Genomic DNA, 24,815 nt, shown 5'->3' with positions numbered 1-24,815 from the left:
ATCAGCAGCCCGCCCTTATGCGAGCGGCATAAGTAGCTATGGTATCGGATTATTGGCTTCGGCAACGACGACTCCCGGCGTAACCATCGGCCGGGGTGGGTGCTAGCATCGTGCAGCGGCCCTGCCTCCCGCTATGGCTGCTGCTTACGCCCCGTTTGGTCCGCCACCAGTCCGATAATCTTTCCGAAGTCCCCCGGTGGGCTTCACGTAATCAAGCGATTCGCTTTCCGTGCAACAACTCGAACAGACCCTCAAAACGGCTCTTCAGGCCGCTATCCAACAGGTATTTGGTGCTGCCGTAGCCCCCGCGCAGCTGACGCTGCAGCCCACCCGCAAGGAGTTTGCCGGGCAGTTTACCCTCATCACGTTCCCTTTCACCAAACAGCTGGGCAAAGGTCCCGAGCAACTTGGCCAGGCCCTGGGCGAGTGGCTGGTAGCTAACTCGCCGCTGGTAGCCGGCTACAACGTGGTGAAGGGCTTCCTGAACCTGGAAATTGCCGATGCCGAGTGGATAAAGGCGTTTGAGCAACTCCGTCAGACGCCGGCGGGTGCGTCCGTGCCCACCGGTGGCCCCCAGAACGTGGTGGTAGAGTACTCCTCGCCCAACACCAACAAGCCCCTGCACCTGGGCCACCTGCGCAACAACTTCCTCGGCTACTCGGTGGCCGAAATCCTGAAAGCCACCGGCGCTACCGTAACCAAGGCCAATCTGGTCAACGACCGGGGCATCCACATCTGCAAATCCATGCTGGCCTACCAGCAGTATGGCCAGGGCGAAACCCCGCAGAGTGCCGGCATCAAGGGCGACCACCTGGCCGGTAAATACTACGTGCTGTTTGAGAAGCACTACCGCGAGCAGGTGAAGCAGCTGGAGGCCGAGGGCGTAGCCGCCGACGTAGCCAAGCGCCAGGCCCCCATGATGCTGGAAGCCCAGGACATGCTGCGCGCCTGGGAAGCCGGCGACGAGGACGTGGTAAGCCTCTGGAAGCAGATGAACGGCTGGGTGTACGAAGGCTTCGACGCCACCTATCAGAACATCGGCGTTGATTTCGACAAGTATTACTACGAGTCGGGCACCTACCTGCTGGGCAAGGAGCGGGTGGAGGAAGGCCTGCAAAAGGGTGTATTCTTCAAGAAAGAAGATGGCTCGGTGTGGGTGGACCTCAAGGAGGAAGGCCTCGACGAGAAGCTGCTGCTCCGCGCCGATGGTACCAGCGTGTACATCACCCAGGACCTGGGCACGGCCGAACTGAAGTACCAGGATTTCGGCTACGACCTGAGCGTGTACGTTATTGCCGACGAGCAGAACTACCACATGCAGGTGCTGAAGGCCGTGCTTAAGAAGCTGGGCAAGCCCTACGCCGACGCCATCTACCACCTCAGCTACGGCATGGTGGACCTGCCCTCGGGCAAGATGAAAAGCCGGGAAGGCACCGTGGTGGATGCCGACGAGCTGGTGCGCGAAGTAGTGGAGGCCGCCCAAGCTGCCACCCTCGAAAAAGGCAAAACCGAGGGCCTCCCTGAGCAGGAACTACAGCAGCTCTACCACATGCTGGGCCTGGGCGCGCTGAAATACTACCTGCTGAAAGTGGACCCCAAGAAGCGGATGCTTTTCAACCCCGAAGAGTCGGTGAAGCTGGAAGGCGACACGGGACCGTTCATTCAGTACTCCCATGCCCGTATTGCCGCTATTCTGCGCAAGGCTGCCGAAATGGGCATCAGCCAGGAGGCCGACCTGAGCCCGTTGCCGGTACTGCCTGCTGCCGCCCGCGAAATGGTGCAGGAACTGGGCCGCTACGCCAGCGTAGTGCAGGAAGCTGCCCGCACGTTCTCGCCCGCCGTGGTAGCTCAGTATGCCTACGACGTGGCCCGCGCCTACAACCGCTTCTACACCGACATCAAAATCTTCACTGAGCCCAACGAAACCAGCCGCTCATTCTACGTGGCACTCTCAGCCCAAACCGGCCGTACCATTAAGGCCAGCCTGGGCCTGCTGGGCATTCAGGTGCCTGAGCGGATGTAATAACCTGGCTGGCATTGCGAGCCGAGCGAAGCACCCGAAGGACAGCGCAGCTAATCCTTCCTCCTTCGTAGTGTCACTCTCAAAAATCTGATAAGCCCTTGACGTGGTTGCCACGTCAGGGGCTTCGCACGTAGGCAAAACCCCGGAGCCGGAGAAGGAAGTATTGCTTCCACACGGGCTTGATGCGTCACATGCTCACAATGACAGTACTATTATGAAAAGCGTAGCCGTGTATTGCGGTGCCAGCAGCGGCACCAACGAACAGTTTACCCTGCAGGCCCAGGCAATGGGCAAGGCCCTGGCCGAGCGGGGTATCACGCTGGTGTACGGCGGGGGCCGGGTTGGCCTGATGGGTGCTGTGGCCGACAGCGCACTGGCCCACGGTGGTCAGGTTATCGGGGTTATTCCCGATTTTCTGGTGGCTAAGGAAGTGGAGCACCGGGGCGTTACGGAACTGCACATCGTGAAAAGTATGCACGAGCGGAAGCTGATGATGGCCGACCTGGCCGAGGGCTTCGTGGCCATGCCCGGGGGCTACGGCACGCTGGAAGAGCTGTTTGAAGTGCTCACCTGGGGCCAGCTGGGCCTGCACCAGAAGCCCATCGGAGTGCTCAACGTGGCCGGCTACTACGACCACCTGCTCCGCGCCCTCGACCACATGGCCGACGAAGCGCTGCTCCGCCGCGAAAACCGCAACCAGCTCCTCAGCCACCCCGAGCCCCACGGCATGCTGGACGCCATGCTGGCCTACGAGCCCGTGAGCCTGGAAAAATGGCTCACCCCGCGCACTACCTAAACAGGTGAAATTGTGACGTGTCATTGCGCGTAGCGCGAAGCAATGACACGTCACGAAGCTCTCAACTCTGACCTAGGCAAAAGCCCCTAACGCCAGCATGGACGTTAGGGGCTTGTCATTTCCTCAGGGTTTTTACCTATGAAAAGGAAGGATTAGCTGCGCTGTCCTTCGGGTGCTTCGCGCTGCTCGCAATGACACTTCACATCTGGTACACCACGGCATTGCAGTTCATACCGGCACCTACGGAGGCAAACACGATGACGTCGCCGGGCTGTAGGTCGTTGTCGGGCAGGTGGCCTTTCAGCATCAGGTCCAGCAGGGTGGGCAGGGTAGCTACGGAGGAATTGCCCAGCCAGGAAATGGTCATGGGCATCACGCCGGCCGGCACCGCATCAATAGCATACAGGGCGTAGAGGCGTTTCAGAATGGCCTCGTCCATCTTGCCGTTGGCCTGGTGGATGAGCAGCTTGCGCATGGCCGTAATGGGCAGGCCAGCTTTATCAAGCGTGTCCTTGATGGCCTGAGGTACGGTTTTCAGCGCGTATTCATACAGCTTGCGGCCTTCCATCTTCAGGAACAGCTCAGTGCCCTCGTAGGCGGGATTGAACGACTTATCCATGCGCAGCAGGTGCGCCGCCTGGATAGTATCGGAGCGGGTGCCGTGGGCCAGAATGCCTACCGGCGCGTCGGTTTCCCGGGCTTCCAGCAGCATGGCACCGGCCCCATCAGCGTAAATCATGCTGTCCCGGTCGTGCGGGTCGCACACGCGGGAGAGGGTTTCGGCTCCAATGACCAATACTCGCTTGGCGTCGCCGGAGCGCAGGTAGTAATCGGCCTGAATAACGCCCTGCAGCCAGCCCGGGCAGCCAAAGGGCAGGTCGTAGGCTACGCAGTTGGGGTTTTCAATGCCGAGCTTGTGCTTGACGCGGGCCGCCAGCGTAGGTACGAAATCGGAGCGGCGGTTGTCCAGGGCCACGTCGCCGAAATTGTGGGCCACCAGAATGTAATCCAGCGTTTCAGGGTCGGTATGGCTGGAGTGCAGCGCATCCTGGGCCGCCAGAAACGCCAGATCTGAAGCTACCTGATTATCCTCGGCGTAGCGCCGCTCCTGAATATCGGTGATGTTGGCAAACTGCTGCACAATCTCAGCACCCGGCTTGGTGAGCGGGTGGCCAGTCGCATCAAAAAACGACGATTTGATAAAGTCTTCGTTCCTGACAACTTGTGAGGGAAGGTAGCTGCCTGTTCCGGTAACGACCGAATAGAGAGTCTTACGCATGCGTACGGCAGCCGGGGAATGAGGACGCGGCCAAGGCCAAATGTACAGATTTTTGGCATTGGCAACCCGTGAAGCGCCGCCGGAGGCCTTACCGGTCGTACCTTGTCAGTCTCAAAACTGCTGGCGCGAACATTGCGTAGGTCTGGCGGTTTTCCACTGAATTTCCCCCATACGCTGCTTGCAATGAAAGCTTTCGTGCTCTTAGGTGCGCTGGTTGCTACCGGTTACGCCTCGTTTCCCACTCACTCCACCACTCCGGCCATGACCTCCGAAACCACTGCCGCCACGGGCACGGTGTACGACTACACCGTCAACGACATCAACGGTAAGCCGGTAAAGCTGAGCCAGTACAAAGGCAAGAAGCTGCTCATCGTGAATACGGCCTCCGAGTGTGGCTACACTCCGCAGTACAAAGAGCTGGAAGAGCTGTACAAAAAGCACGGCGACAAAGTGACGGTGCTGGGCTTTCCGGCCAACAACTTCGGCGGGCAGGAGCCGGGTACCAACGAGCAGATTTCCCTGTTCTGCGAGAAAAATTACGGCGTAACCTTTCCGCTGTTCAGCAAAGTGTCGGTGAAAGGTGACGACGCGGCCCCGCTGTACAAGTTCCTCAGCGACAAAGCGAAAAACGGCGCGGTAGGCGACGTGCCTACCTGGAACTTCTGCAAATATTTGGTGGATGAGAAAGGCCACGTGGTAGCCTTCTATCCGTCCAAAGTAAAGCCCATGAGCGAGGAGCTGGTAGCAGCCATTATGAAGTAAATACCTGTCGGCTGGCCTTTAGTAGCCCGCGTTTCAATGCGCTTCAATAAGAATAGCGCGCAGCCCCGGGTTGCGCGCTATTCTTGCGTCAGGGCGCTACCTTCGCCCCGAAAGCCAATTTTCGCCCTATGGTTCGCACCGTTATTTTCGATATGGACGGCGTCATCGTCGATACCGAACCCGTTCACCGCTATGCTTACTACCGACATTTTGCGGAGCTGAATATTGAGGTGCCGGCGGCCGAGTACGCCACGTTCACGGGCCGCTCCACCAAAAACGTGTACCAATACCTCAAGGACAAGCACCGCCTGGAGCCGGCCGTGGAGGAATTGGTGCTGATGAAGCGGGAGTTTTTCAACCGGGCCTTCGATGAGAAGCCCGACCTGGAATTGCTGGAGGGAGTGCGACGCCTCATTGAAGACCTGCACCAGCACCAGCTGCAGCTGATTCTGGCCTCGTCGGCTTCTAAATCAACCATTGAGCGGGTGATGCGGCGGTTTGCGCTGGGGCCGTATTTCTCGCACCTGGTAAGCGGCGAAGACTTCCCCCGCTCCAAGCCCGACCCTGCTATTTTCGAGCACGCCGCCAGCCTGTCGGAGGCCCCCAAAAACCAGTGCGTGGTAATTGAGGATTCCAGCAACGGCGTGTCAGCGGCCAAGGCGGCCGGCATTTACTGCATCGGGTACAGCAGTGCGCATTCTCCGCTGCAGGATTTGAGTCATGCCGACTTGGTGGTAGCACACTTTGATGAGCTGACAGCCGAGCGGATTGCTGCATTAGCCCCATCTGCTGGCTAGAAAAATACACTATTCTAATTGGTTGGCGCAGGCAATGCGTTGCCACAGTTTAATTTCCTGTCATGTCGTCTTCCGTTTCTGCTCCCGCCAGTCCCGCCAAAGCCTGGATTTCGGCCTTCCGGCCGCGCACATTGCCGCTGGCTTTGGCCAGCATCATGGCGGGGGGCTTTCTGGCGGCCAGCAACGGACAGTTCCGGGGCAGTGTGGTAGCGCTGGCAGCCCTCACTACCATTCTGCTGCAAATCCTGAGCAACCTGGCCAACGACTACGGCGACTCCCAGAATGGGGCCGACAGTGTGCACCGCGAGGGGCCGCAGCGGGCCGTGCAAAGCGGCGCCATTAGCCCGGCGCAGATGAAGCGCGGCATGGTGGTGTTCGGGGCATTGTCGTTGGTGAGTGGAGTGGCCCTGCTGTGGGTGGCGCTGGGCGCGGCGGCCGTGTGGGTTACAGCCGCGTTTTTCGTGCTGGGGCTGTCGGCCATCTGGGCGGCGGTGAATTACACGGCCGGCTCCCGGCCCTACGGCTACGCCGGCCTCGGCGACGTGTCGGTGTTTATCTTCTTCGGGCTGGTGGGCGTGTGCGGCACGTATTTTCTGCAGGCCGGCAATCTGCCGCTGCCCGTGCTGCTGCCCGCCGCCGCGCTGGGCTGCTTCGCCACGGCCGTACTCAACGTGAACAACATCCGCGACATTCGCTCCGATGAGCTGGCTGGTAAAATCACCATTCCGGTGCGGCTGGGCCCCCAGCGGGCCCGCGTGTACCACGTGGTGCTACTCACGGCCGGGCTGGTGTGCGCCGTGCTCTACGTGGTGCTCACCTACCACTCGCCCTGGCAGTGGCTGTTCCTGCTGGCGGCCCCGCTACTGGCCCGCAATGCCGCCGCCGTGTGGCAGCGCCAGGACAGTATGCAACTGGACCCGCTGCTGAAGCAAATGGCGCTGACCACGCTGGTATTTACCTTGCTGTTTGGGCTAGGGCAGGTGCTGTAAACGTAAGTATATGAGCGAGGTTGAACAGCTGAAGCAGGAAGCGACATCCGATGATTGGCAGAAGGCTAATGCCGCATGCAATCAACTAGCCAACTTACCTGGAAACCAGGGATTTGATGCGCTACTCAGTCTGTTATCCGACACAAATCCGCGTGCCCGAAACGCAGCGGCCTTAGCTCTGCGCGGCCGGGCCGATAATCGAGCCATTGAGCCGTTGCTGGCTGCTATTCGTACCCCTAATACCAGAGGCTATAACGGTACGCTGGTGTACGCCCTGCAAACCCTGGACTGTCGGCACCACCTGAAAGAGTTGTTTGAAATTCTGTTCTATCAGGGGTACGAAGCCAAGCAGATGGCTATGCAGGTGTTAGAGGAGCAGGAGTTTGAATTCACAACGGAAGATTTACTCAGTATTCAACGGCAATGGAACGCCTGCAAAGCGCAACCGGAGCTATGCTACAGGTTCGAGGAAAATCACGAAAACATTGACTATTTCGTAGAAGGATTTATGGCCTATCTGACAGAGTAATCCTGCCACAGTAGCATAATCTTACATTTGCCTAACGTACAGAAAAAACATAGAAAAGCCCCCGTTACGCTACGTAACGGGGGCTTTTCTATGCTTGCAATTTACTCCGCGCTGGGGGCAGCCGGTGCAGTAGTTGCCGCTTCCGGTGCGCCGCCCTCGGGGCGAGGGCCACGGCCTGAGCGGTTGCGGCCCCCGCGCTTGCGGCGGCGCTGGCCTTCCGGCTTGTCGCCTTCGGCCCGGGGGGCAGCGGCTTCCCCTTCCGGGCGTGGAGCGCGGGGCTCCCGGGGCGGGCGGGCTTCGCCTTCCGGGCGGGGGGCACGGGGCTCCCGTGGCTCGCGGCGGGGGCGGCTTTCGCTGCCCTCGGGCCGGTCTTCGCGGGGCGGGCGCTGGTAGGGCTGAGCGGGGGCTTGGCCGGCATCGAGGGCGGCCAGGGCGGCGGCGGCGCGGGCAATGCGGGCCTGCTGGTCGGCGTCGGGTTTACCGTCGCCGCGGTTGGGGCGGGCTCCGTCGCGGCCACCGCCGCTGCGGCCGCCTCCTTCGGAGCGGGGGCCACGGTCACGGCCCCCACCACCGCCGGAGCCGCCGCTCCGGCCGCCGCGCTCGGGGCGGCCACCAATTTTGCCGCGCAGGCCACTGAAGCGTTTGGGGTCGAACTCGGGCGCTTCGCCCAGGCCCATTGCCTCGGTGATGCGCTGCTTTTCTACTTCCCGCTCAATCAGCTTCTCAATCTTCACCACCCTGTCCTGGTCCTGGTCACTGATAAAGGTGATGGCCGTGCCTTTGGTGGCGGCGCGGGCCGTGCGACCAATGCGGTGCACGTAGTCCTCGGCGGCGCGGGGAATGTCGTAGTTCACCACGTGGCTGAGGCTGTCAATGTCGATGCCGCGGCTGAGCACGTCGGTGGCTACCAGGATGGGGAACTGCTTGTTTTTGAAGGCCCGCATGATTTCCTCCCGCTCTTCCTGGGTACGGTCCGACGAAATACCCCGGGCTTCAATGCCGAGCTTGTTAATGGCCCGCACAATGCCGCCCACGGCCGCTTTCTGGCTCGTAAACAGCACCATGCTTTGCACATCCTGGGTTTTGATGATGTGCTCCAGCAGGTAAATCTTCTGGCGGTCGAAGGCCATGTAGAACTGCTGGTCGATGCCGGCGGCGGGCTTGGATACGGCCAGCCGGATTTCCTCGGGCTGATTCAGAATCTGCTGCGAAAACTCCCGGATTTTGTTGGGCATGGTGGCCGAGAACAGCAGCGTCTGGCGCTGCTTGGGCAGCTGGCGCACAATGCTGAGGATGTCATCGGAGAAGCCCATGTCCATCATCTTGTCGGCCTCATCGAGCACCAGGTATTTCAGGTCCTCAAACTTCACGTAGCCCATCTGCATGTGGGCAATGAGGCGGCCGGGCGTGGCAATGATGATGTCGGCCCCGGAGGTAAGGGCGCGCTTCTGCTGCTCCCAGCCCTCCGATTTGCCCCCGCCGTAAATAGCAATGGAGCTGGCTTCCACGAAATAGCCAAAGCCGGTTACCTGCTCATCAATCTGAGTGGCCAGCTCGCGGGTGGGCACCAACACCAGCGTGGAGGTGGTGCCGTGCTTGGCGTGGGAAATCTTGTCGATGAGGGGCAGCAGGTAGGCCGCCGTTTTGCCGGTGCCGGTCTGGGCGCAGGCAATCAAATCTTTGCCTTCCAGAATGCGCGGAATGGCTTGCTCCTGAATAGGCGTGGCATTCAGGTAATTCATGGCATCGATGCCCGCCAGCAGGTCATCGTGCAGGTTAAACTCGTGAAACGTCAAGGTACAGCTTCGTTAAGATGATAGAGGGCTGACCTTGCGTCTCGGTCAGCAAACCGCTTGTGTGCTTTGCTAACAAAGATAGGGGATTGACGGCGGAACCCGCCCCGGGCCCGGCGGCAGCCGTGGAGCGGCGAAATTTCCGTTACTTGTCCGCTGCCGAAAACCCCTGCGTCCTGGGCATTATCTGGCGCGTATTTCCCATCATCCTCTTATCCAACGTATGAAGAAGCGTATCCTGCCGATTTTGCTACTAAGCGGCGGCTTTGCCCAGGCCCAGCAGCCATTTACCTATACCATCAAGGGGAAGCTTGGCACCGTCAGTGCGCCGGCCAAAGTGTATCTGGTGAGCGGCCTTTCGGCGCTGGATTCCGCCGTGGTGAAGAATGGCGCGTTTGAAATCAGGGGCACGGCTGCGGAGCCGGTTATGGCTGAACTGCTGCTACGCCAAAAGGGCCGGCCGGCTAACCTGCGCGGTGCGCGGGCACAGACGCTCATATTCCTGGAACCGGGCACGGTAGTCGTTACCAGCCCCGATTCGCTGACCCACGTCTCCATCAAAGGCGGGCCGGTCAATGCCGATAATCTGCGGCTGAAGGAGGCCTTGAAACCTGTCTTTGCCAACGTGGAGGCGTATGGAGCCGAATTGCAGAAGGCCTCAGCCCAGCAACAGCAGGACCCCGCTTTCGGGGAGCAGGTACAGGCTAAATTCACCAGCTTTAATAAGCAGATAGCCGCCACCCAGCACGCCTTCATCAAAGCCAACCCGGCATCCTGGGTCAGCCTGCACGCGCTGACGGCAATACAGATGATTGAGCCTGCTTATGAGGAAGTGGCACCGCTCTACGCGGCCCTGAGTCCGGAGCTTAAAAGCAGCGCGGCCGGCCGCGAGTATGGCGCGCGGCTGGCGGGCATGAAGGGGGTAATGGCGGGTACCCAGGCCCCCGATTTCACCCAACCAACTCCCGACGGCAAAATGGTTTCCCTGCATGACTACCGGGGCAAGTACGTGCTGGTGGATTTCTGGGCCAGCTGGTGCGGCCCCTGCCGTCAGGAAAATCCGACGGTCGTCAAGGCCTACAATGAATACAAAGGCCGCAACTTCGATGTATTGAGCGTATCCATTGACGACGAAAAAGGCCGTGCCAAGTGGGTAGAAGCCATTGCCGCCGACCAGCTTCCCTGGACCCAGGTTTCGGACCTGAAGGGCCTGGAAAACGCGGCCGCCCGCCTGTACCACGTCACCGGCGTTCCGCAGAACTTTCTGATTGACCCCAACGGGAAAATCCTGGCGGTTAATCTGAAAGGAGCCGCCCTGCGCGAAGCGCTGGCGCAGTATGTGAAGTAACCTCCGAACATTTTTTGAGTCACTGCCCAGGGTGTAGAGGTGCCCACTGGTACGTCTCTACACCTTGCGCAGTAACTCGGAATTTGCTCTAAAACTGCTTGTGCGTGGGTAGTTGCAGAATCTCCAGCTGCCAGCGCAGCTCTTCGGCGCGCACCGGGAAGGGCTGGCCGTGGCGGATGGTCTGGTGCACGGCGTCGAACAGGCCCTGGTACTGGCCCTGGGGCGCAGTCAGGTGCGAAACCCGGGTTTCGCCGGGGGCGGGCACCAGTGTGAGGGTGCCTTCCTGGCCGGCGGGCTCGTGGCCATAGGTAGCAGCGGTGGGCAGCTGGCCTTGGTCGAGTTGGGTTTCCTGCACGTCGGCGCGGCTTTTCTGGAAGGAGCCCAGCGTACCGTGCAGCACGTAGGCCGGCACCGGCGCGGCCGTGAGCAGGCTGCCGGCCACAAACACGTTGAGGCCCTGCGGATACTGCAGATGAGCGTGGAAGTAATCATCGACGCGGGAGCCGGGGCGGTGGCGGGCCCGGGTGAAGCGCGTTTGCTCAGGGCGGCCGAACAGGCTTAGGGCCTGATCCAGCACGTGCGGGCCCAGGTCGAAGCTGAGGCCGCTGCCGGGCACGGCGGGGTCTTCCTTGAAGGTTTTGGTATTGAGGGCCGTTTTGTACCGGTCGAAGCGGAAATGCACCTCAGTCAACTTGCCCAGCTGCCGGCTTTCTACCACCTGGCGCACCAGCTGAAAATCGGAGTCCCAGCGGCGGTTCTGGTAAGCCAGCACGTGCCGGTTTTGGGCCGCGGCCAGGGCCAGTAGCTCATCCAGCTCGGCCACGGTGGTGGCTACGGGCTTTTCGATGAGTACGTGCTTGCCGGCCTGCAAGGCCTGCCGGGCGAGGGCAAAATGGGTGTCATTGGGCGTGTTGATGATGACCAGCTCCAGTGCCGGGTCGGCCAGTAGCTCGGCCACGCTGTCGTAACTCGTAACGGTAGGATAATGCTGCTGGGCCTGCTTGCGGCTGCGCTCCACCACGGCCCGTAGCTGAAAGCCAGGGTGGGCCTGCACGAACGGCGCGTGAAAAATGCGGCCCGACATGCCGTAGGCCAAAAGGCCGGTTTGAATGGGAGAGGACATGGGCGTTTTTTGTCTTTACTAAGTAGCAGAATGGTAGCAATACTTAGCCAAGAACGTCATTCCGAGCGTAGTCGAAGAATCCCGCGTGCTGATGTGGTGGTAGTAAACCAGACGTCAGTGCGCGAAATTCTTCGGCTACCTTCTTAATGACGGCCTGTCTTCTTGCAAACAATCAACCCCACACCATGGCTACGCTCGACCGGTTTTCCTCTCAGGCAGACTTATACGCCCGCTACCGCATCGACTACCCGGCGGAGCTGTACCAGTGGCTGCTCCCGCAGGTGCCGGGCCGCGCCGCCGCCTGGGACTGCGCTACCGGCAACGGGCAGGTAGCGGCCGTGCTGGCCGGGCATTTTGCCCAGGTAGACGCCACCGACATCAGCGCCGCCCAGTTAAGTAAGGCTCCGCAACGGCCCAACATCCGCTACCAAACGTCCAAAGCTGAGCATACGCCGTTTGGCGGGGATGGCTTCGATCTGGTAACGGTGGCGCAGGCCCTGCATTGGTTTGATATGGACGCCTTCAACGCCGAAGCCCGCCGCGTGCTGCGGCCGGGCGGCGTGCTGGCCGAATGGGGCTACAATCTGCTCTCCATCAGCCCTGAACTAGACCCGCTGGTGCGGCACTTTCACGACGACACCATGCGGCCCTACTGGGATGATAACCGCTGGCACATTGTGGATGAGTACGCCCGGCTGCCATTCCCGTTTGCCGGGGTACAAACTGCCCGTTTCGCGGTGCGGCGGCAGTGGTCGGCGGAGTGGCTGCTGAACTACCTGCGCACGTGGTCGAGCGTGGCTAACTACCAGCAGCAGCACCAGCAGGACCCCGTGCTGCAGATTGCCGGGGAGCTGACGCGGCTGTGGGGACCCGGTGAGCGGGAAGTGGTATTTCCGGTGTTTGCACGGTTGGGGCACAAAGACTAAACCGGCGGCCGGCGCGTTAGCCCGGCATATTCTGGTTTAGTTTTATCCATGCTCCATCATCTGAAGGCACTGGCCTTATTTTACCGCTCCGTGTTGGGGTACACGCTGGCCGTATCCGGGCTGATTATCGGCTCGTCCCTGCTCCCGATGTTTGGGAACTGGCCGCCCCGGCTGGTACCCCTGCTGCTGCTGAAGCTAATTACCTTCCCACCCGTTATCTACCTGCTGAGCCAGTTTCGGCCGCACCAGTATTGGTTTTACCGCAACCTTCACCTGTCGCCCTGGCAGCTGTGGGGTAGCGCCTTGCTGCTCGATGGGGTTGTGTTTGTCCTACTCGTAGAGGCCGCCCGGCTGCTGATTCCATGATGCCTGCTGCACAAACAAGTCCATGGGTGTTGGAGGCCGATGGAATTCAGCTGGCTTTCGGGCAGCGCACCATTTTATCGGATGTGTACCTGCGGGTGCAAACCGGGCAGATTGTAGCACTGCTGGGGCGCAACGGCAGCGGGAAATCAACCCTGCTCCAAACTATTTTCGGCTCCCGCGCCGTGCCCGATGCTTCTGTGCGGGTGAATGGGCAGCGGGTAATGCCCGCGTATCGGCAAGCCGGCCTCATGAGCTACCTGCCGCAAGTGCCCCTGCTGCCCGGTAGCCTTACCATCCGGCAGGCCGCCCGCCTGCTGGGCGTTGATGCCGTGGCTGCTTTGGCTGGTTTTCCGGAATTCCAGGAACAGGTGCGGGCCGGCGGCCGGTTGCAGGAGCTGTCCGGGGGCGGAGCACGGCTGCTGCAGGTACTGCTGCTGCTGGCGCGTGACCACCGGTTTTTGCTCCTGGATGAACCCTTTTCGGGAATTATGCCGGTGCACGTCGAGCAACTGGGCCACCTGCTGCAAACGGCCAGGCACCGCACCGGCCTGCTCATCACCGACCACCGCTACGCCGAAGTGCTGGCCCTGGCCGATGTGGTGTATCTGCTGCACGGGGGCCGGCTGGAGAAGCTGCACGACCCCTGGACCGAATTGCGCGACCGGGGCTACCTGGCATCCTGAGTGTGCGCCGGGCCTCCTACCTTCGGCCGCATGAACACTGCCTCTGAATTACCCTTAGCCGGCTTGCGGGTGCTGGAGCTGGCTGCGGTGCTGGCCGGGCCGCAGGTGGGCCAGTTTCTGGCGGAGCTGGGCGCCGAGGTGCTCAAGCTGGAAGCCCCGGCCGGCGACGTCACCCGTACCTGGCGCACCCCCGCCGAAGACCCCGCCACTACCGTAACGGCCTACTTCAGCAGCGCCAACTGGGGCAAACGCAGCCAGAGTATCGACCTGACCACCGAAGCCGGCCGCGCCGCGCTGCTCCAGCTGACCACCCGCGCCGACATCGTGCTGACCTCCTATAAGCCCGGCGACGCCGAGAAGCTCGGGGCCGACTACGCCACGCTTTCGGCCCAGAACCCCCGCCTGATTTACGGCCACATCACCGGCTACGGTCCCCACGAAACCCGCGCCGGCTACGACGCCGTGTTGCAGGCCGAAACCGGCTTCATGCACCTGAACGCCGCCGGCCCCGGCCATGCGCCCCAGAAAATGCCCGTAGCCCTCATCGATTTGCTCACGGCCCATCAGCTCAAGGAAGGTCTGCTCACGGCCCTGTACCGGCGCGAGCGGACCGGCCAGGGCGCTTTGGTAGAGGTAAGCTTGCTGGCTAGCGCGCTGGCTTCCCTGGCCAACCAGGCGGCCACCTACCTCGTCACCGGCCACGACCCCAGGCCCATGGGCTCCGGCCACCCCAGCATTGTGCCCTACGGTACCGTGTACACCGCCCGGGATGGCACGCGCCTGCTGCTGGCCGTGGGCTCCGACCGGCAGTTTCAGCAGCTGTGCACCGTGCTGCAACGGCCGGCGTGGGCGGCGGATGAGCGTTTCCGCCGCAACCCCAGCCGGGTAGCGCACCGGCAGGAGCTGGAGGCATTGCTGGCCGGACGTATTGCCGAGGTGGACGGTTCGGAGCTGCTGGCGGCCCTGGAAGCCCTGGCCGTGCCGGCCGGCGCGGTGCGTACCGTTGGGGAGGCCCTGACTCATCCGCTGGCCCAGCCGATGCTGCTGCCCGCCGTACCCGGCTTTCCGTATCAGGGGCTGCGTACGGTGGCATTTCGCAGCCCGGCCTGGCCGGTGGCCGGGCAGCTGATAGCGCCGCCACCGTTGTCCGGCAAGGTGGAAAGCTAAATTTGCCGGGCCCCTGCCAGGTATAATCCGGCCGGGAAGCCGCTTGGTCGAAAGCCGTAGCATCGAAACTAAGAGCCGGCTAGTTTGCGTAGGTACCAGATTCCGAGACTGTGCTCCGGCGCAGTTGGTTGTTGAATCCGGGCTTGTTTCTGTGTTTCAGATCAGCTCCTTTACTCACATGGTAATGCCGCACACCTCGCCCGCTACTCTGCCCCAAACCGACGACGGTACGCCCGGCGCCCCGCTGGCCGCACCTACTGCCTCCCTCCACTCCACTAATCAGGCCCCCAATGCGCCCGGTGCCCCCGAGCCCTCGCCCGCTGACCGCCTCGATGTGATTTTTGATGGGCTGAAGCAGAAATCTTCCGCCAAGCAGTCCATCTACCGCAATACGCTGGCTACTTTTGATTTGCTGCGGAAAGTGTCGCAGGAGCTGGTGGTGGAGCTGAGCCGCCGCATCACACCCGTCGATTCCACCGTCATTATCGAATACCGGCCGGTGAACGATATGGAATTTCACATCCGGTTCTCGGGCGACCTGCTGGTGTTCGTGCTGCACTCCAACATCGTCACCTTCCCCGACGACTACGGCCCCATGGCGACGCGCTACGTGGAGGACGATTTCCGGCGGCGGTTTTTCGGCCACATCATGGCCTACAACTTCATGGCCGACAGCATCAAGTACCAGCGCCTGAACGACCCCGGCTACCTGGTGGGCCGCCTGCTCATCAACATCGATAACCACTATTTTCTGGAAGGTGTGCAGCAGCTGGAGCTGCCCGATAATGACATGTCGGACAACCCCGTGACGGAGGACAGCCTCAAGCTGTTCGTGGAAAGCGCCATGATTGCCGCCGTGAACAACGACCTGATTGCCCCGCCGCTGAGTGACATTCAGAAGATTTCGGTGAAGCAGAAGCTGGAAAACCAGCAGGTAAGCCGGGGCAGCAAAGTGGGCTTCAGCTTCTACCACGAGCAGCGCCATCCCAGCATTGACGGCCTGCCGTACTAGCGGCCTTTCAGGCTCCAGGCAGTAGTTCACAAACCCGACGAGTTGCAGCGCAATCCGTCGGGTTTGCCGTTCTTTGCGCCTTCGTTTTTGTATTTGCCATGAAAAACTTCACTTCCTTCGCCGATGCGGGCGACTATAAGGCCCTGCTGCAACAGGCGCTGGAAATCAAAGCCAACCCCTTTGGCTACCAGCACGTGGGGCGCAACAAAACCGTGGGGCTGATTTTCTTCAACCCCAGCCTGCGTACCCGGCTCAGCTCCGTAAAAGCCGCCTACAACCTGGGCGCGCAGGCCTGGGTACTCAACGCCGGTGCCGACTCCTGGACGCTGGAAATGGCCGATGGCGCGGTGATGAACGGCGGCACGCAGGAGCACATCAAGGAAGCCATTGCCGTGATGAGCCAGTACTGCGACGTGCTGGGGGTGCGCACCTTCCCCACGCTCACAAACCGGGAAGCCGATTACAGCGAGGAAGTATTCAACAAAATACTGCAATACGCCACGGTGCCGGTTATCAGCCTGGAAAGCGCCACGCTGCACCCGCTACAAAGCTTTGCCGACCTGATTACGGTGGCCGAAACCAAGCAGAAGGAGCGGGTGAAAGTGGTGCTGACCTGGGCCCCGCACGTGCGCGCCCTGCCTCAGTGCGTGCCCAACTCGTTCTGCGACTGGTTTTCGGAAATTGACTGGGTGGATTTCGTCATCACTCACCCCGAGGGCTACGAGCTGGACCCTAAGTTTACGAAGGGTGCCCGCATTGAATACGACCAGAAAAAAGCCCTGGAAGGGGCCGACTACGTGCAGGCCAAAAACTGGAGCAGCTACCAGCAGTATGGGCAGGTGCTGCAGAACGACCCCACCTGGATGCTCACGCCCCAGCACATGGCCCTCACCAATGACGCCAAATTCCTGCATTGCCTGCCCGTACGCCGCAACGTGGAGGTGTCGGATGCCGTGCTGGATTCGCCTAACTCGCTGGTGATTCAGGAGGCCGGCAACCGGGTATTTTCTATGCAAACGGTGCTGCACGAACTACTGAAATAAACGGATTAAGTTGGCGAGTAACTGGCAATGAACAGGTTATAAAATACGGGCATTTTTGGCTAAAGCCTGGGCGCTGACGTTAAAGGCATAGTCGACAGGCTTACGACTCAGTGAAGCCGCCCGATTTTTCACCTCCTCATTTGACCTGCTATGAAAAAGTTTCTTGCCATTGCCGCCCTGCTCGTGACTGGTGCTACTGCCGCTAACGCCCAAACCAGCACCACCAATACCACCACGACAACGACCCAGCCGACGACTACGGTACCGATGCAGGGTCAGCCCATGCAGAGCCAGGGCACCATTAACCAGTCGACCACCACGACCACGCCCATGTCGACTACGCCGGTACCGGCCACGACTACCACGGTAGAAACACAGTCGACGACCAACGGCACCTACCGCCCCGCCACCACTACCGGAGCTGATGTAAAGGCCAAAAACAAGCGCAGCAAATCGAAAATGAAGGCCGATAACTAGGCTCGTATTTCAACCGATTTCTGAAAAACTCCCGGCTGAATATGCCGGGAGTTTTTTTTATGCCCGGTTACAACAGGAGAGCCAACTGCCGGCCCACCAGGTCGTCCGGGGTTTCGAGAGAGGAGAGGGACACGCCCAGCAGGCGCACGCCTTTGTTGAGGGGCAGCAGAGCCAGCAGCAGCTCATGGGCTACCTGCGCCAGCGCCTCGGGGCCGGGCACCAGCCCCACCAGCGTGCGGCTGCGGGTGATTTGCTGGAAATCGGTGAACTTGACTTTGAGCGTGACGGTGCGCCCCCGCACGCCCGTGCGCTGGCAGTGGCCCCACACCGCATCGAGGCAGGGCTGCAGGCCCGCGCGCAGCTCCTCGGCCAGGTGCAGGTCGTGCTCGAAGGTGGTTTCGGAACCCACCGACTTGCGCAGCCGGTCAGGCACCACGGGGCGGTTATCCTGGGCGCGGGCAATGAGGTAGTAGTGCGAGCCCGCCTTGCCGAAGTGCTGGCGCAGAAACGCCTCGGACTGCTGCCTGAGGTCCAGCCCCGTGAAAATGCCCAGCTGGTTGAGCCGCGCCGCCGTGGCCGGCCCGATGCCGTGAAACTCGCCCACCCGCAGTTGCTCCACAAACGCCTCACCCTGTCCGGGCCGGATAACAAATTGCCCGTTGGGCTTGTGGTAGTCGGAGGCCAGCTTCGCCAGAAACTTGTTGTAGCTGATGCCGGCGGAGGCCGTGAGTTGGGTCTGGCGCAGGATTTCGGCCCGGATTTCGCGCGCCACCTGCGTAGCCAGCGGCACGCCCCGGTGGTTATCGGTTACGTCGAGGTAGGCTTCGTCCAGCGAAAGGGGCTCAATCAGGGCGGTGTACCCGGCGAAGATGCCGCGGATTTGCCGGGATATTTCCTTGTACACCTCGAAGCGGGGCTTCACGAACACCAGTTCCGGGCACTTGCGCAGGGCGGTGCTGGAGGGCATAGCCGAGCGCACCCCAAACTGCCGGGCCTCGTAGCTGGCCGCCGCCACCACGCCCCGGGCCCGGGAGCCGCCCACCGCCACGGGCTTGCCGCGCAGCGCCGGGTTGTCGCGCTGCTCCACGGAGGCGTAAAACGCGTCCATGTCGAGGTGAATGATTTTACGAGTGTCGGCGGAAGCCACGGCAGGGGAGGGGTAGCCCCAAAGTTCGGCAGACCCGCCCGGAAAACCGTGCGATTGACCCAAGGCGGAAGCTCTGAGAGCTTTAATCCTGCACCGGCTCCAGCGGCACCGGCTGCGGGGCAGCTTTCGGCTTGCGGCTCACCAGAAATACGCCCCCGAAAATCAGCAGCGCCTGCCAGGCCCGGTCCCAGGTTAGCACGTCTTTGCCCAAGCTCACGGCAATGAGTACCGCCAGCGCCGGCTGCAGGTAGATGTAGGCTCCCAGCAACGAGGGCGAGGCGTACTTCAGGGCCCAGTTGTTGAGCAGGTAGGCCAGAATGGTGAGGCAGATAACCATATAGGCAATGGCCGCCCAGATGCCTAATGGGAAGCTGGCGTAATCGGGTTGCTGCACCTGCTGCCAGCCGGCCGGCACCGCCAAAAACGCCCCCACCAAAAAAATGCGGGCCAGCACCGTAAACGGGTGGTATTTGCGCATGAGCGGCATCACCAGCACTAAGTACACCCCAAACGCCGTGGCGTTGAGCAGAATGAACACGTTGCCCAGCAGCCCATCCTGGCCCCCAGCCGCCACCGGCCCCCGGCTCAGGATAATGCTGGCGGCCCCCACACCGGCCAGCCCGATGCCCGCCAGCCGCGGCAGCGTGAGCCGCTCGCCCAGCAGCACCACCGAGGCCAGTACCGTCACGACCGGCGCAATGGTCTGGATCAGGGAGGCGTTGATGGGAGAGGTGAGGTTAAGGCCCGAGAAGAACAGCAGCTGGTTCAGCCCGATGCCCAGGATGCCGCAGGCAATGGCCCGCAGCTGGTCGGGGCGGCCCGTGATGCGGTCCTGCGGGGCTACTAGCCGGCTCAGAATGCCGAAAAACACGGTAGCGCCCACCACGCGCAGCAGCACCAGCCCGAACGGTCCCACGTAGCGTGGCATCACGTCCTTGGAGATGCTGTAGTTGGCGGCGTAAATCAGGGCCACGATAAACAAGGCGCTGTGCACCTTCACTGAATTCTTCATTGCGCGAGAATGTGGCGCAAGCTTTAGCTTGCGCCGTGGACCGGTTTGTGGGCAGCAACGCGAAGCCAGTGCCGGTCCGAGTACGTACAGCGTGATGACACGCCCGGCGCAAGCTAAAGCTTACGCCACAAACCTACCTTATGTCTACCGGTTCTTTGTTCGATTCTGACCCTGCGCCTGCTGCGCAGCCATTCGTTCCGCGCCCCGGGGCGCCGCTGGCCGAGCGCATGCGTCCCCAAACCCTGGCCGAATACGCCGGGCAGCAGCACCTCATCGGGCCCGAGGGCGTGCTGCGCCGCTACCTCAACGCCGGCCGTTTGCCCAGCCTGATTTTGTGGGGCCCGCCGGGCGTGGGCAAAACCACCCTGGCCAACCTGCTGGCCCAGGAGCAGGGCAAGCCTTTCGCCTCGCTCAGCGCCGTGAATGCCGGCGTAAAGGACGTGCGCGAGGTAATTGAGCGGGCCAAAAAGCAGCGCGGCACGGTGCTGTTCATTGATGAGATTCACCGCTTCAGCAAAAGCCAGCAGGATGCCCTGCTGGGGGCCGTGGAGCAGGGCGTGGTCACGCTCATCGGGGCCACCACCGAAAACCCCTCGTTCGAGGTGATTCCGGCCGTGCTGAGCCGGGCCCAGGTGTACGTGCTGGAGTCGCTGGGCAAGGATATTCTCACCGGCATCGTGGACAATGCGTTAGCCAACGACGAAATTCTGCGCCAGAAAAAGGTGCGGATGCAGGAGTACGGGGCCCTGCTCACCATTTCGGGTGGCGACGCGCGCAAGCTGCTGAACCTGCTGGAAATTGTGGTGGAAGCCAGCCGCCCCGACCCCAAAACCGGCGAGATTGTGATAACCGACGCGGTGGTGCAGCAGCTGGCCCAGCAGCACCTGGCGCGCTACGACAAGGGCGGCGAAATGCACTACGACGTCATTTCGGCCTTCATCAAGAGCATCCGCGGCTCCGACCCCAACGCGGCCCTCTACTACCTGGCCGTGATGCTGGAAGGCGGGGAGGACGTGAAGTTCATTGCCCGCCGCCTGCTCATTCTGGCCTCCGAGGACGTAGGCCTGGCCAACCCCAACGCCCTGATGCTGGCCCAGAGTTGCTTCCAGGCCGTTACGGTGATTGGCATGCCGGAGTCGGATATCATTCTGGGGCAGACGGTGGTGTACTTGGCCACCTCGCCCAAGAGCAACGCCAGCTACAAAGCCATCCGCGAAGCTCGGGCGCTGGTGCGCCAGCAGGGTGTGCAGCCGGTGCCCATCCCATTGCGCAACGCGCCCACCAAACTCATGGCCGAGCTGGGCTACGGCCAGCAGTACCAGTACTCCCACGACTACCCCGGCAACTTTGCCTACCAGGAGTTTCTGCCCGACGCGCTCAGCGGCACCGTGTTCTACCGACCCGGCCACAACCCCGCCGAAGCCAAAGCCCAGGAGCGCCTGCGCCAGCTCTGGGGCGAGAAATACGGGTATTGATTGGGTGGTTAGGTAGTTGGGTGGTTGGATTGACATCCTGAGCGCAGCGAAGGACCTTATCACGTTGTAACGGCAACCGTTGCAACGGCTCGTTCTGGCTTGATAAGGTCCTTCGCTGCGCTCAGAATGACAGTTCTTTTCCAACCACCCAACTACCTAACCATTCAACCACCTATCCACCTAACCACCTCCCAACGTCCGTTGCCGCCCCAAACCGGGCCGTTGGTTGAATACCCGGCGGCGGGGGCGGAAAGCGGCTACTTTTGCTTCAGATACGTAACCTGCTACTTCCATGAGACAATTTTTTAAGTACGTGCTGGCCTCCTTCACCGGCCTCGTGCTGTTTTCCCTGCTGGGCGTGGTGCTGCTGGTGGGCTTCATTGTGGCCGCCGCCTCCTCCGATAAAGAAGTGACCGTGGCCCGCAACTCAGTACTGGAGCTGACCCTGGACAAACCCATTGGGGAGCGGGAATTCACTAACCCCTTCTCGGGCTTTACGGGTGGGCAGAGCAGCACCATTGGCCTGGATGAGCTGAAAAATGCCATCCGCCGCGCCAAAAAGGACGACGACATCAAAGGCATTTTCCTGAACCTGGAACTGGTGCAGGGCGGTATGGCCTCCTTGGAGGAAGTGCGCCAAGAGCTGCTCGACTTCAAGAAAGCCGGCAAGTTCATCGTGAGCTACACCGATGCGCAGTCGGAAAAGAGCTACTACTTGGCTTCTATTGCCGATAAGCTGTACCTGAATCCGCAGGGCACGCTGGAGTTTAATGGGTTGTCGTCGGAGACGATGTACTACAAAAACCTGTTCGATAAGCTGGGCGTGCAGGCGCAGATTTTCCGCGTGGGCTCGTTCAAGAGTGCCGTGGAGCCGTTCTTCCGCACTAACATGTCCGACTCAGCCCGCCTGCAGACGGCTTCGTTCCTGAACTCGCTCAACGGCTCGATGCTGGCGGAGGTAGCCGCCGCCCGCAAAATTGCTCCGGCCCGCCTCAAGGTCATCAGTGACTCGATGCTGGTGCACAACGCCGACGACGCCAAGCGCCTCGGGCTGGTAACCGACCTGGGCTACTACGACCAGGCTACCGATTACATCAAGGGCAAGCTGGGCGTGGAGAAAGACGACAAGCTGAGCCTGATAGACCTGTCGGACTACAAGAAATCGGCCGACGAGGACGAGGGCAGCACCAGCGGCAACCGCATTGCCGTGGTGTACGCCGAGGGCGACATTGTAACGGGCAAAGGCGGCAACGAGAGCATCGGCAGCACCCGCTTTGCCGAAGCCATCCGCAAGGCCCGCCTCGATAAAGGCGTGAAGGCCGTGGTACTGCGCGTGAACTCGCCCGGCGGCTCCTCGCTGGCCTCTGATATCATCTACCGCGAAGTGATGCTCACCAAGAAAGTGAAGCCGGTAATTGCCAGCATGTCGGACGTGGCGGCTTCGGGCGGCTACTTCATTGCCATGGGCTGCGACACGATTGTAGCTCACCCGACCACCATTACCGGCTCCATCGGGGTGTTCGGGGTGCTGCCCAATATTGAGCCCTTCCTGCGCGACAAAATCGGGGTAACTACTGACCGCGTGACTACCGGCAAGTTCTCCGATTTCCCCACCATCACCCGTGCCCTCACCCCGTTTGAGCAGCAGCAGTTTCAGCAGGAAATCAACCGCATCTACGCCGACTTCACCAGCAAAGCCGCCGCGGGCCGCAAAATGCCGGTGGAGCGTCTGCGCCGCCTGGCCTCAGGCCGGGTATGGTCGGGCACTGAAGCCAAAGCCCGCGGGCTGGTAGATGTGCTGGGCTCCATGGATGATGCCCTGCACATTGCCGCCCGCCGCGCCAATCTCAAAAAAGGTGACTACCGCATTCAGAAGCTGCCCCGGCAGAAATCGTTTGCCGAAAGCCTGCTCAGCTCTTTTTCTGAGGAAGCCAAGCTGCGCATGGTGAAGGAGGAAATGGGCCCGATGTACCCCATGTACCAGCAGTACAAGAAGCTCTCCGAAATGAAAGGTGCCCAGATGCGCATGCCGTTTGAGGTGCAGGTGCAATAGGAGTTTCTGCTCTCCATAGAAAACCACCGGCGCAAGTCGGTGGTTTTTTGTTTTCGTGCGGTGGGCAGTGCGGTGACTCGCAGTGGCCCACTGAACGGCCCTGCGAGTCACCGCGCCGCCCACCGCACGCCACTGCGCGAACCTGTACCTTGCACCAAAAAAACAGATGATGAAAGAACTGAACGAAGCCGCGACCTACCTCCGCCATACTTTACAGGGTTTTCACCCCCAGGCCGGTATTATCCTGGGCACCGGCCTGGGTGCTCTGGCTGAGGAACTAGATGTACAGCACCGCTTCAGCTACGCCGATATTCCGCACTTCCCGGTATCCACGGTGGAAAGCCACGCCGGCGAGCTGCTGGCCGGTACGCTGGCCGGCAAGCGGGTGTTGGTGATGCGCGGCCGGTTTCACTACTACGAGGGCTATACGATGGAGCAGATTGTATTTCCGGTGCGCGTGCTGAAGCTGCTGGGCATTGAGCACCTGCTGGTGAGCAACGCCAGCGGCGGCCTCAACCCCGACTACAACTACTCCGACCTGATGCTGCTGGAAGACCACATCAACCTGCAGCCCACTAACCCCCTCATCGGCAAAAACCTGGATGAGCTGGGTTTGCGCTTCCCCGATATGATGGAGCCCTACAGCCTGCACCTGCTGCGCCTGGCCGAGGAAGCGGCCGAGGAACTGGGCCTGGCTCAGTTCCTGCGCCGGGGCGTATATGCCAGCCTGCCCGGCCCCATGCTGGAAACGCCCGCCGAGTACCGCTACCTGCGTACCATTGGGGCCGATGCCGTGGGCATGAGCACGGTGCCCGAGGTGATTGCCGCCGTGCACATGAACCTGCCTGTGCTGGCCGTGTCGGTTATCACCGACCTGTGCGCTCCGGGCAAGCTCAAAAAGGTGTCGTTGGCGGATATTCTGCGCACCGCCGCCGTAGCCGAGCCCCGCCTCACCGCCCTGTTCCGGCGGGTACTGGAGAAGCTATAGAGTCGAATTCAGGATGCGTGAAAAAGGCTTCCTGCCATTTGGCAGGAAGCCTTTTCTGCGTTTGTAGGGCAAGGGGTATTTCCGGGTGACCCCGCAGCGGAGGCTGCCCGGCGGGTAGCTTTTAAACGGCCGGCATGTTATTTCAGAATAACGCGGCGGCGCTGGTAGCTGAGCACCGTAAACACGCCAATACCGCCTTCCACGGTGCTTTTGATGGCGGCGGGTTGCCCAAACGGGTTGCCGTTGGCGTTGCGCGCATCCTGCACCGACTGCAGAAACCGGTAGTACGGCTGATCTAAGTGGTACAGCGTCACGAACAGCGTATCGTCAGTTGCAAACTCGTAGCTGGTACCCAGCGTGAACTCCTGGCCGTTGTTGAGGCGGTCTTCAGGCGTGTAGTCAACGCTGGGGGAAGTAGCCAGCCGGCTCTTATGAATCTGGAGGCGGTAGAAGTCGGTGGTGGCGGCGGGGTCGCGGAAGCGGGTGAGCACATAGGCCTTGCGAAACTCGCCCTGCTTGTCGTTGAACTTCCACTCCACGGTATCAATGGGCACCAGTGCGGGCATAGTAGCCGAGCCCGTTACGCGCCGGCCCTTGGAGTCGGTCAGCTCCAGCCCGAACGTCTGACCGGGCTGAATGGTGAGGCGGCGGGTGCCGGCGTGGGTGTAGATTTTACCCGTGCGCCGGTCGGTGCCCGGGGCAAACAGCAACTCCTGCCGCTGACCGTTGGGCAAAATCACGAAGGCCTTCACATCGGTAGGTACCTGGGGCGTGGGGGCCGTCAGATATGGTACCGATTCGCTGACGGCCACGCGCGGAATCTGGCCGTTTTCAAGGTAGCCCTCCACTACCAGCTGGGGCGGATATGCGGGCAGCTCCACGTCAATATCTTTTTGCAGGCCGCAGCCGCTCAGCAAAGCCAGCCCGCCCGCCAGCAGCCCCAGTGCCCAACGGCCACCCGGCTGCCCGCTGCGCCCGGAACCAGCCCCTATAATCTGCGTAACCCAAGAAATCTGCATACTTCGTG

The 24,815-nt window shown here is 61.3% G+C and carries 23 protein-coding genes; 17 read left to right on the top strand and 6 right to left on the bottom strand.

Features of this window, described 5'->3' with window-relative positions; genetic code table 11:
• The first annotated feature begins 229 nt into the window (after window positions 1–229).
• Window positions 230–2,023 carry an arginine--tRNA ligase gene (gene argS, locus ACN19L_RS06540; protein WP_426492727.1) on the top strand — a complete coding sequence of 598 codons (1,794 nt, stop codon included), beginning with the start codon at window positions 230–232 and terminating at the stop codon, window positions 2,021–2,023.
• Between the two features lie 214 nt (window positions 2,024–2,237).
• Entirely contained in the window at window positions 2,238–2,819 is a 582-nt protein-coding gene (locus tag ACN19L_RS06535) for a TIGR00730 family Rossman fold protein (RefSeq protein ID WP_426492726.1), read from the top strand.
• A gap of 199 nt (window positions 2,820–3,018) precedes the next feature.
• On the opposite strand, the gene ACN19L_RS06530 is transcribed toward ACN19L_RS06535, so the two are convergent.
• On the bottom strand, window positions 3,019–4,098 hold the full coding sequence (locus ACN19L_RS06530) for a 3-oxoacyl-ACP synthase III family protein (protein WP_426492725.1): 1,080 nt from the start codon (window positions 4,096–4,098) through the stop codon (window positions 3,019–3,021).
• 183 nt (window positions 4,099–4,281) lie between these two features.
• Between ACN19L_RS06530 and ACN19L_RS06525 the strand changes: the two genes are divergently transcribed.
• The 4 genes from ACN19L_RS06525 (at window position 4,282) to ACN19L_RS06510 (ending at window position 7,175) form a co-directional block, all read left to right on the top strand.
• Window positions 4,282–4,860, top strand: coding sequence for a glutathione peroxidase (locus tag ACN19L_RS06525; RefSeq protein WP_426492724.1), 579 nt, complete (start codon window positions 4,282–4,284; stop codon window positions 4,858–4,860).
• 128 nt (window positions 4,861–4,988) lie between these two features.
• The gene (locus ACN19L_RS06520; protein ID WP_426492723.1) at window positions 4,989–5,657 is read left to right on the top strand and encodes an HAD family hydrolase; all 669 of its coding nucleotides are present in this window, start codon (window positions 4,989–4,991) and stop codon (window positions 5,655–5,657) included.
• A 62-nt stretch (window positions 5,658–5,719) separates the two neighbouring features.
• Window positions 5,720–6,646 carry a 1,4-dihydroxy-2-naphthoate polyprenyltransferase gene (locus ACN19L_RS06515; RefSeq protein WP_426492722.1) on the top strand — a complete coding sequence of 309 codons (927 nt, stop codon included), beginning with the start codon at window positions 5,720–5,722 and terminating at the stop codon, window positions 6,644–6,646.
• A 10-nt stretch (window positions 6,647–6,656) separates the two neighbouring features.
• Window positions 6,657–7,175 (top strand): HEAT repeat domain-containing protein, encoded by a 519-nt coding sequence (locus ACN19L_RS06510; RefSeq protein ID WP_426492721.1) that lies wholly within the window; start codon window positions 6,657–6,659, stop codon window positions 7,173–7,175.
• Window positions 7,176–7,276: 101 nt separating this feature from the next.
• On the opposite strand, the gene ACN19L_RS06505 is transcribed toward ACN19L_RS06510, so the two are convergent.
• Window positions 7,277–8,917 (bottom strand): DEAD/DEAH box helicase, encoded by a 1,641-nt coding sequence (locus ACN19L_RS06505; RefSeq protein ID WP_426493567.1) that lies wholly within the window; start codon window positions 8,915–8,917, stop codon window positions 7,277–7,279.
• Window positions 8,918–9,191: 274 nt separating this feature from the next.
• Between ACN19L_RS06505 and ACN19L_RS06500 the strand changes: the two genes are divergently transcribed.
• The gene (locus ACN19L_RS06500) at window positions 9,192–10,316 is read left to right on the top strand and encodes a redoxin domain-containing protein (protein ID WP_426492720.1); all 1,125 of its coding nucleotides are present in this window, start codon (window positions 9,192–9,194) and stop codon (window positions 10,314–10,316) included.
• 88 nt (window positions 10,317–10,404) lie between these two features.
• Here ACN19L_RS06500 and ACN19L_RS06495 read toward each other — a convergent pair whose 3' ends face one another.
• Window positions 10,405–11,439 carry a Gfo/Idh/MocA family oxidoreductase gene (locus ACN19L_RS06495; protein WP_426492719.1) on the bottom strand — a complete coding sequence of 345 codons (1,035 nt, stop codon included), beginning with the start codon at window positions 11,437–11,439 and terminating at the stop codon, window positions 10,405–10,407.
• A 185-nt stretch (window positions 11,440–11,624) separates the two neighbouring features.
• On the opposite strand from ACN19L_RS06495, the gene ACN19L_RS06490 reads away from it, so the two are divergent.
• The 7 genes from ACN19L_RS06490 to ACN19L_RS06460 all read left to right on the top strand — a co-directional run bounded on the left by ACN19L_RS06490 (window position 11,625) and on the right by ACN19L_RS06460 (window position 17,113).
• On the top strand, window positions 11,625–12,365 hold the full coding sequence (locus ACN19L_RS06490) for a class I SAM-dependent methyltransferase (protein WP_426492718.1): 741 nt from the start codon (window positions 11,625–11,627) through the stop codon (window positions 12,363–12,365).
• A gap of 48 nt (window positions 12,366–12,413) precedes the next feature.
• A complete protein-coding gene (locus ACN19L_RS06485) occupies window positions 12,414–12,731 on the top strand; it encodes a hypothetical protein (RefSeq protein ID WP_426492717.1) in 318 nt (105 codons plus the stop codon).
• Window positions 12,728–13,414 carry an ATP-binding cassette domain-containing protein gene (locus ACN19L_RS06480; RefSeq protein ID WP_426492716.1) on the top strand — a complete coding sequence of 229 codons (687 nt, stop codon included), beginning with the start codon at window positions 12,728–12,730 and terminating at the stop codon, window positions 13,412–13,414. The genes ACN19L_RS06485 and ACN19L_RS06480 overlap by 4 nt, the downstream gene beginning before the upstream one ends.
• 30 nt (window positions 13,415–13,444) lie before the next feature.
• On the top strand, window positions 13,445–14,581 hold the full coding sequence (locus tag ACN19L_RS06475) for a CaiB/BaiF CoA transferase family protein (RefSeq protein WP_426492715.1): 1,137 nt from the start codon (window positions 13,445–13,447) through the stop codon (window positions 14,579–14,581).
• Window positions 14,582–14,765: 184 nt separating this feature from the next.
• Entirely contained in the window at window positions 14,766–15,593 is an 828-nt protein-coding gene (locus ACN19L_RS06470; RefSeq protein WP_426492714.1) for a hypothetical protein, read from the top strand.
• Window positions 15,594–15,691: 98 nt separating this feature from the next.
• Window positions 15,692–16,636, top strand: coding sequence for an N-acetylornithine carbamoyltransferase (locus ACN19L_RS06465; protein WP_426492713.1), 945 nt, complete (start codon window positions 15,692–15,694; stop codon window positions 16,634–16,636).
• Between the two features lie 150 nt (window positions 16,637–16,786).
• Window positions 16,787–17,113, top strand: a complete 327-nt coding sequence (locus ACN19L_RS06460; RefSeq protein WP_426492712.1) for a hypothetical protein — start codon at window positions 16,787–16,789, stop codon at window positions 17,111–17,113.
• 67 nt (window positions 17,114–17,180) lie between these two features.
• On the opposite strand, the gene dinB is transcribed toward ACN19L_RS06460, so the two are convergent.
• Complete coding sequence (dinB, locus tag ACN19L_RS06455; protein ID WP_426492711.1) at window positions 17,181–18,260, bottom strand: DNA polymerase IV; 1,080 nt, start codon at window positions 18,258–18,260, stop codon at window positions 17,181–17,183.
• Window positions 18,261–18,342: 82 nt separating this feature from the next.
• Window positions 18,343–19,272 carry a DMT family transporter gene (locus ACN19L_RS06450; RefSeq protein ID WP_426492710.1) on the bottom strand — a complete coding sequence of 310 codons (930 nt, stop codon included), beginning with the start codon at window positions 19,270–19,272 and terminating at the stop codon, window positions 18,343–18,345.
• 227 nt (window positions 19,273–19,499) lie between these two features.
• On the opposite strand from ACN19L_RS06450, the gene ACN19L_RS06445 reads away from it, so the two are divergent.
• The 3 genes from ACN19L_RS06445 to ACN19L_RS06435 all read left to right on the top strand — a co-directional run bounded on the left by ACN19L_RS06445 (window position 19,500) and on the right by ACN19L_RS06435 (window position 23,788).
• On the top strand, window positions 19,500–20,747 hold the full coding sequence (locus ACN19L_RS06445) for a replication-associated recombination protein A (protein WP_426493566.1): 1,248 nt from the start codon (window positions 19,500–19,502) through the stop codon (window positions 20,745–20,747).
• Between the two features lie 292 nt (window positions 20,748–21,039).
• A complete protein-coding gene (sppA, locus tag ACN19L_RS06440) occupies window positions 21,040–22,800 on the top strand; it encodes a signal peptide peptidase SppA (RefSeq protein WP_426492709.1) in 1,761 nt (586 codons plus the stop codon).
• Window positions 22,801–22,966: 166 nt separating this feature from the next.
• Window positions 22,967–23,788, top strand: a complete 822-nt coding sequence (locus tag ACN19L_RS06435; RefSeq protein WP_426492708.1) for a purine-nucleoside phosphorylase — start codon at window positions 22,967–22,969, stop codon at window positions 23,786–23,788.
• Window positions 23,789–23,925: 137 nt separating this feature from the next.
• Here ACN19L_RS06435 and ACN19L_RS06430 read toward each other — a convergent pair whose 3' ends face one another.
• Complete coding sequence (locus ACN19L_RS06430) at window positions 23,926–24,807, bottom strand: DUF4249 domain-containing protein (RefSeq protein WP_426492707.1); 882 nt, start codon at window positions 24,805–24,807, stop codon at window positions 23,926–23,928.
• Window positions 24,808–24,815 lie beyond the last annotated feature (8 nt).

It is taken from the genome of Hymenobacter sp. 102 (assembly GCF_049949205.1).
GTDB lineage: Bacteria > Bacteroidota > Bacteroidia > Cytophagales > Hymenobacteraceae > Hymenobacter.
Note: the sequence above shows the minus strand (reverse complement) of the source record. Positions and strands in the feature narration are given on the sequence as shown.

What these genes read in the sequence shown, in the direction of transcription:
- ACN19L_RS06530 (WP_426492725.1), bottom strand. Translation starts at nt 4,098, where the DNA reads ATGCGTAAGACTCTCTATTCGGTCGTTACCGGAACAGGCAGCTACCTT.
- ACN19L_RS06475 (WP_426492715.1), top strand. Translation starts at nt 13,445, where the DNA reads ATGAACACTGCCTCTGAATTACCCTTAGCCGGCTTGCGGGTGCTGGAG.
- ACN19L_RS06505 (WP_426493567.1), bottom strand. Translation starts at nt 8,917, where the DNA reads ATGAATTACCTGAATGCCACGCCTATTCAGGAGCAAGCCATTCCGCGC.
- ACN19L_RS06450 (WP_426492710.1), bottom strand. Translation starts at nt 19,272, where the DNA reads ATGAAGAATTCAGTGAAGGTGCACAGCGCCTTGTTTATCGTGGCCCTG.
- ACN19L_RS06435 (WP_426492708.1), top strand. Translation starts at nt 22,967, where the DNA reads ATGATGAAAGAACTGAACGAAGCCGCGACCTACCTCCGCCATACTTTA.
- ACN19L_RS06535 (WP_426492726.1), top strand. Translation starts at nt 2,238, where the DNA reads ATGAAAAGCGTAGCCGTGTATTGCGGTGCCAGCAGCGGCACCAACGAA.
- ACN19L_RS06460 (WP_426492712.1), top strand. Translation starts at nt 16,787, where the DNA reads ATGAAAAAGTTTCTTGCCATTGCCGCCCTGCTCGTGACTGGTGCTACT.
- ACN19L_RS06465 (WP_426492713.1), top strand. Translation starts at nt 15,692, where the DNA reads ATGAAAAACTTCACTTCCTTCGCCGATGCGGGCGACTATAAGGCCCTG.
- ACN19L_RS06470 (WP_426492714.1), top strand. Translation starts at nt 14,766, where the DNA reads ATGCCGCACACCTCGCCCGCTACTCTGCCCCAAACCGACGACGGTACG.
- ACN19L_RS06510 (WP_426492721.1), top strand. Translation starts at nt 6,657, where the DNA reads ATGAGCGAGGTTGAACAGCTGAAGCAGGAAGCGACATCCGATGATTGG.
- ACN19L_RS06490 (WP_426492718.1), top strand. Translation starts at nt 11,625, where the DNA reads ATGGCTACGCTCGACCGGTTTTCCTCTCAGGCAGACTTATACGCCCGC.
- ACN19L_RS06485 (WP_426492717.1), top strand. Translation starts at nt 12,414, where the DNA reads ATGCTCCATCATCTGAAGGCACTGGCCTTATTTTACCGCTCCGTGTTG.
- ACN19L_RS06445 (WP_426493566.1), top strand. Translation starts at nt 19,500, where the DNA reads ATGCGTCCCCAAACCCTGGCCGAATACGCCGGGCAGCAGCACCTCATC.
- ACN19L_RS06495 (WP_426492719.1), bottom strand. Translation starts at nt 11,439, where the DNA reads ATGTCCTCTCCCATTCAAACCGGCCTTTTGGCCTACGGCATGTCGGGC.
- ACN19L_RS06500 (WP_426492720.1), top strand. Translation starts at nt 9,192, where the DNA reads ATGAAGAAGCGTATCCTGCCGATTTTGCTACTAAGCGGCGGCTTTGCC.
- ACN19L_RS06515 (WP_426492722.1), top strand. Translation starts at nt 5,720, where the DNA reads ATGTCGTCTTCCGTTTCTGCTCCCGCCAGTCCCGCCAAAGCCTGGATT.
- ACN19L_RS06520 (WP_426492723.1), top strand. Translation starts at nt 4,989, where the DNA reads ATGGTTCGCACCGTTATTTTCGATATGGACGGCGTCATCGTCGATACC.
- sppA (WP_426492709.1), top strand. Translation starts at nt 21,040, where the DNA reads ATGAGACAATTTTTTAAGTACGTGCTGGCCTCCTTCACCGGCCTCGTG.
- ACN19L_RS06480 (WP_426492716.1), top strand. Translation starts at nt 12,728, where the DNA reads ATGATGCCTGCTGCACAAACAAGTCCATGGGTGTTGGAGGCCGATGGA.
- ACN19L_RS06430 (WP_426492707.1), bottom strand. Translation starts at nt 24,807, where the DNA reads ATGCAGATTTCTTGGGTTACGCAGATTATAGGGGCTGGTTCCGGGCGC.
- ACN19L_RS06525 (WP_426492724.1), top strand. Translation starts at nt 4,282, where the DNA reads ATGAAAGCTTTCGTGCTCTTAGGTGCGCTGGTTGCTACCGGTTACGCC.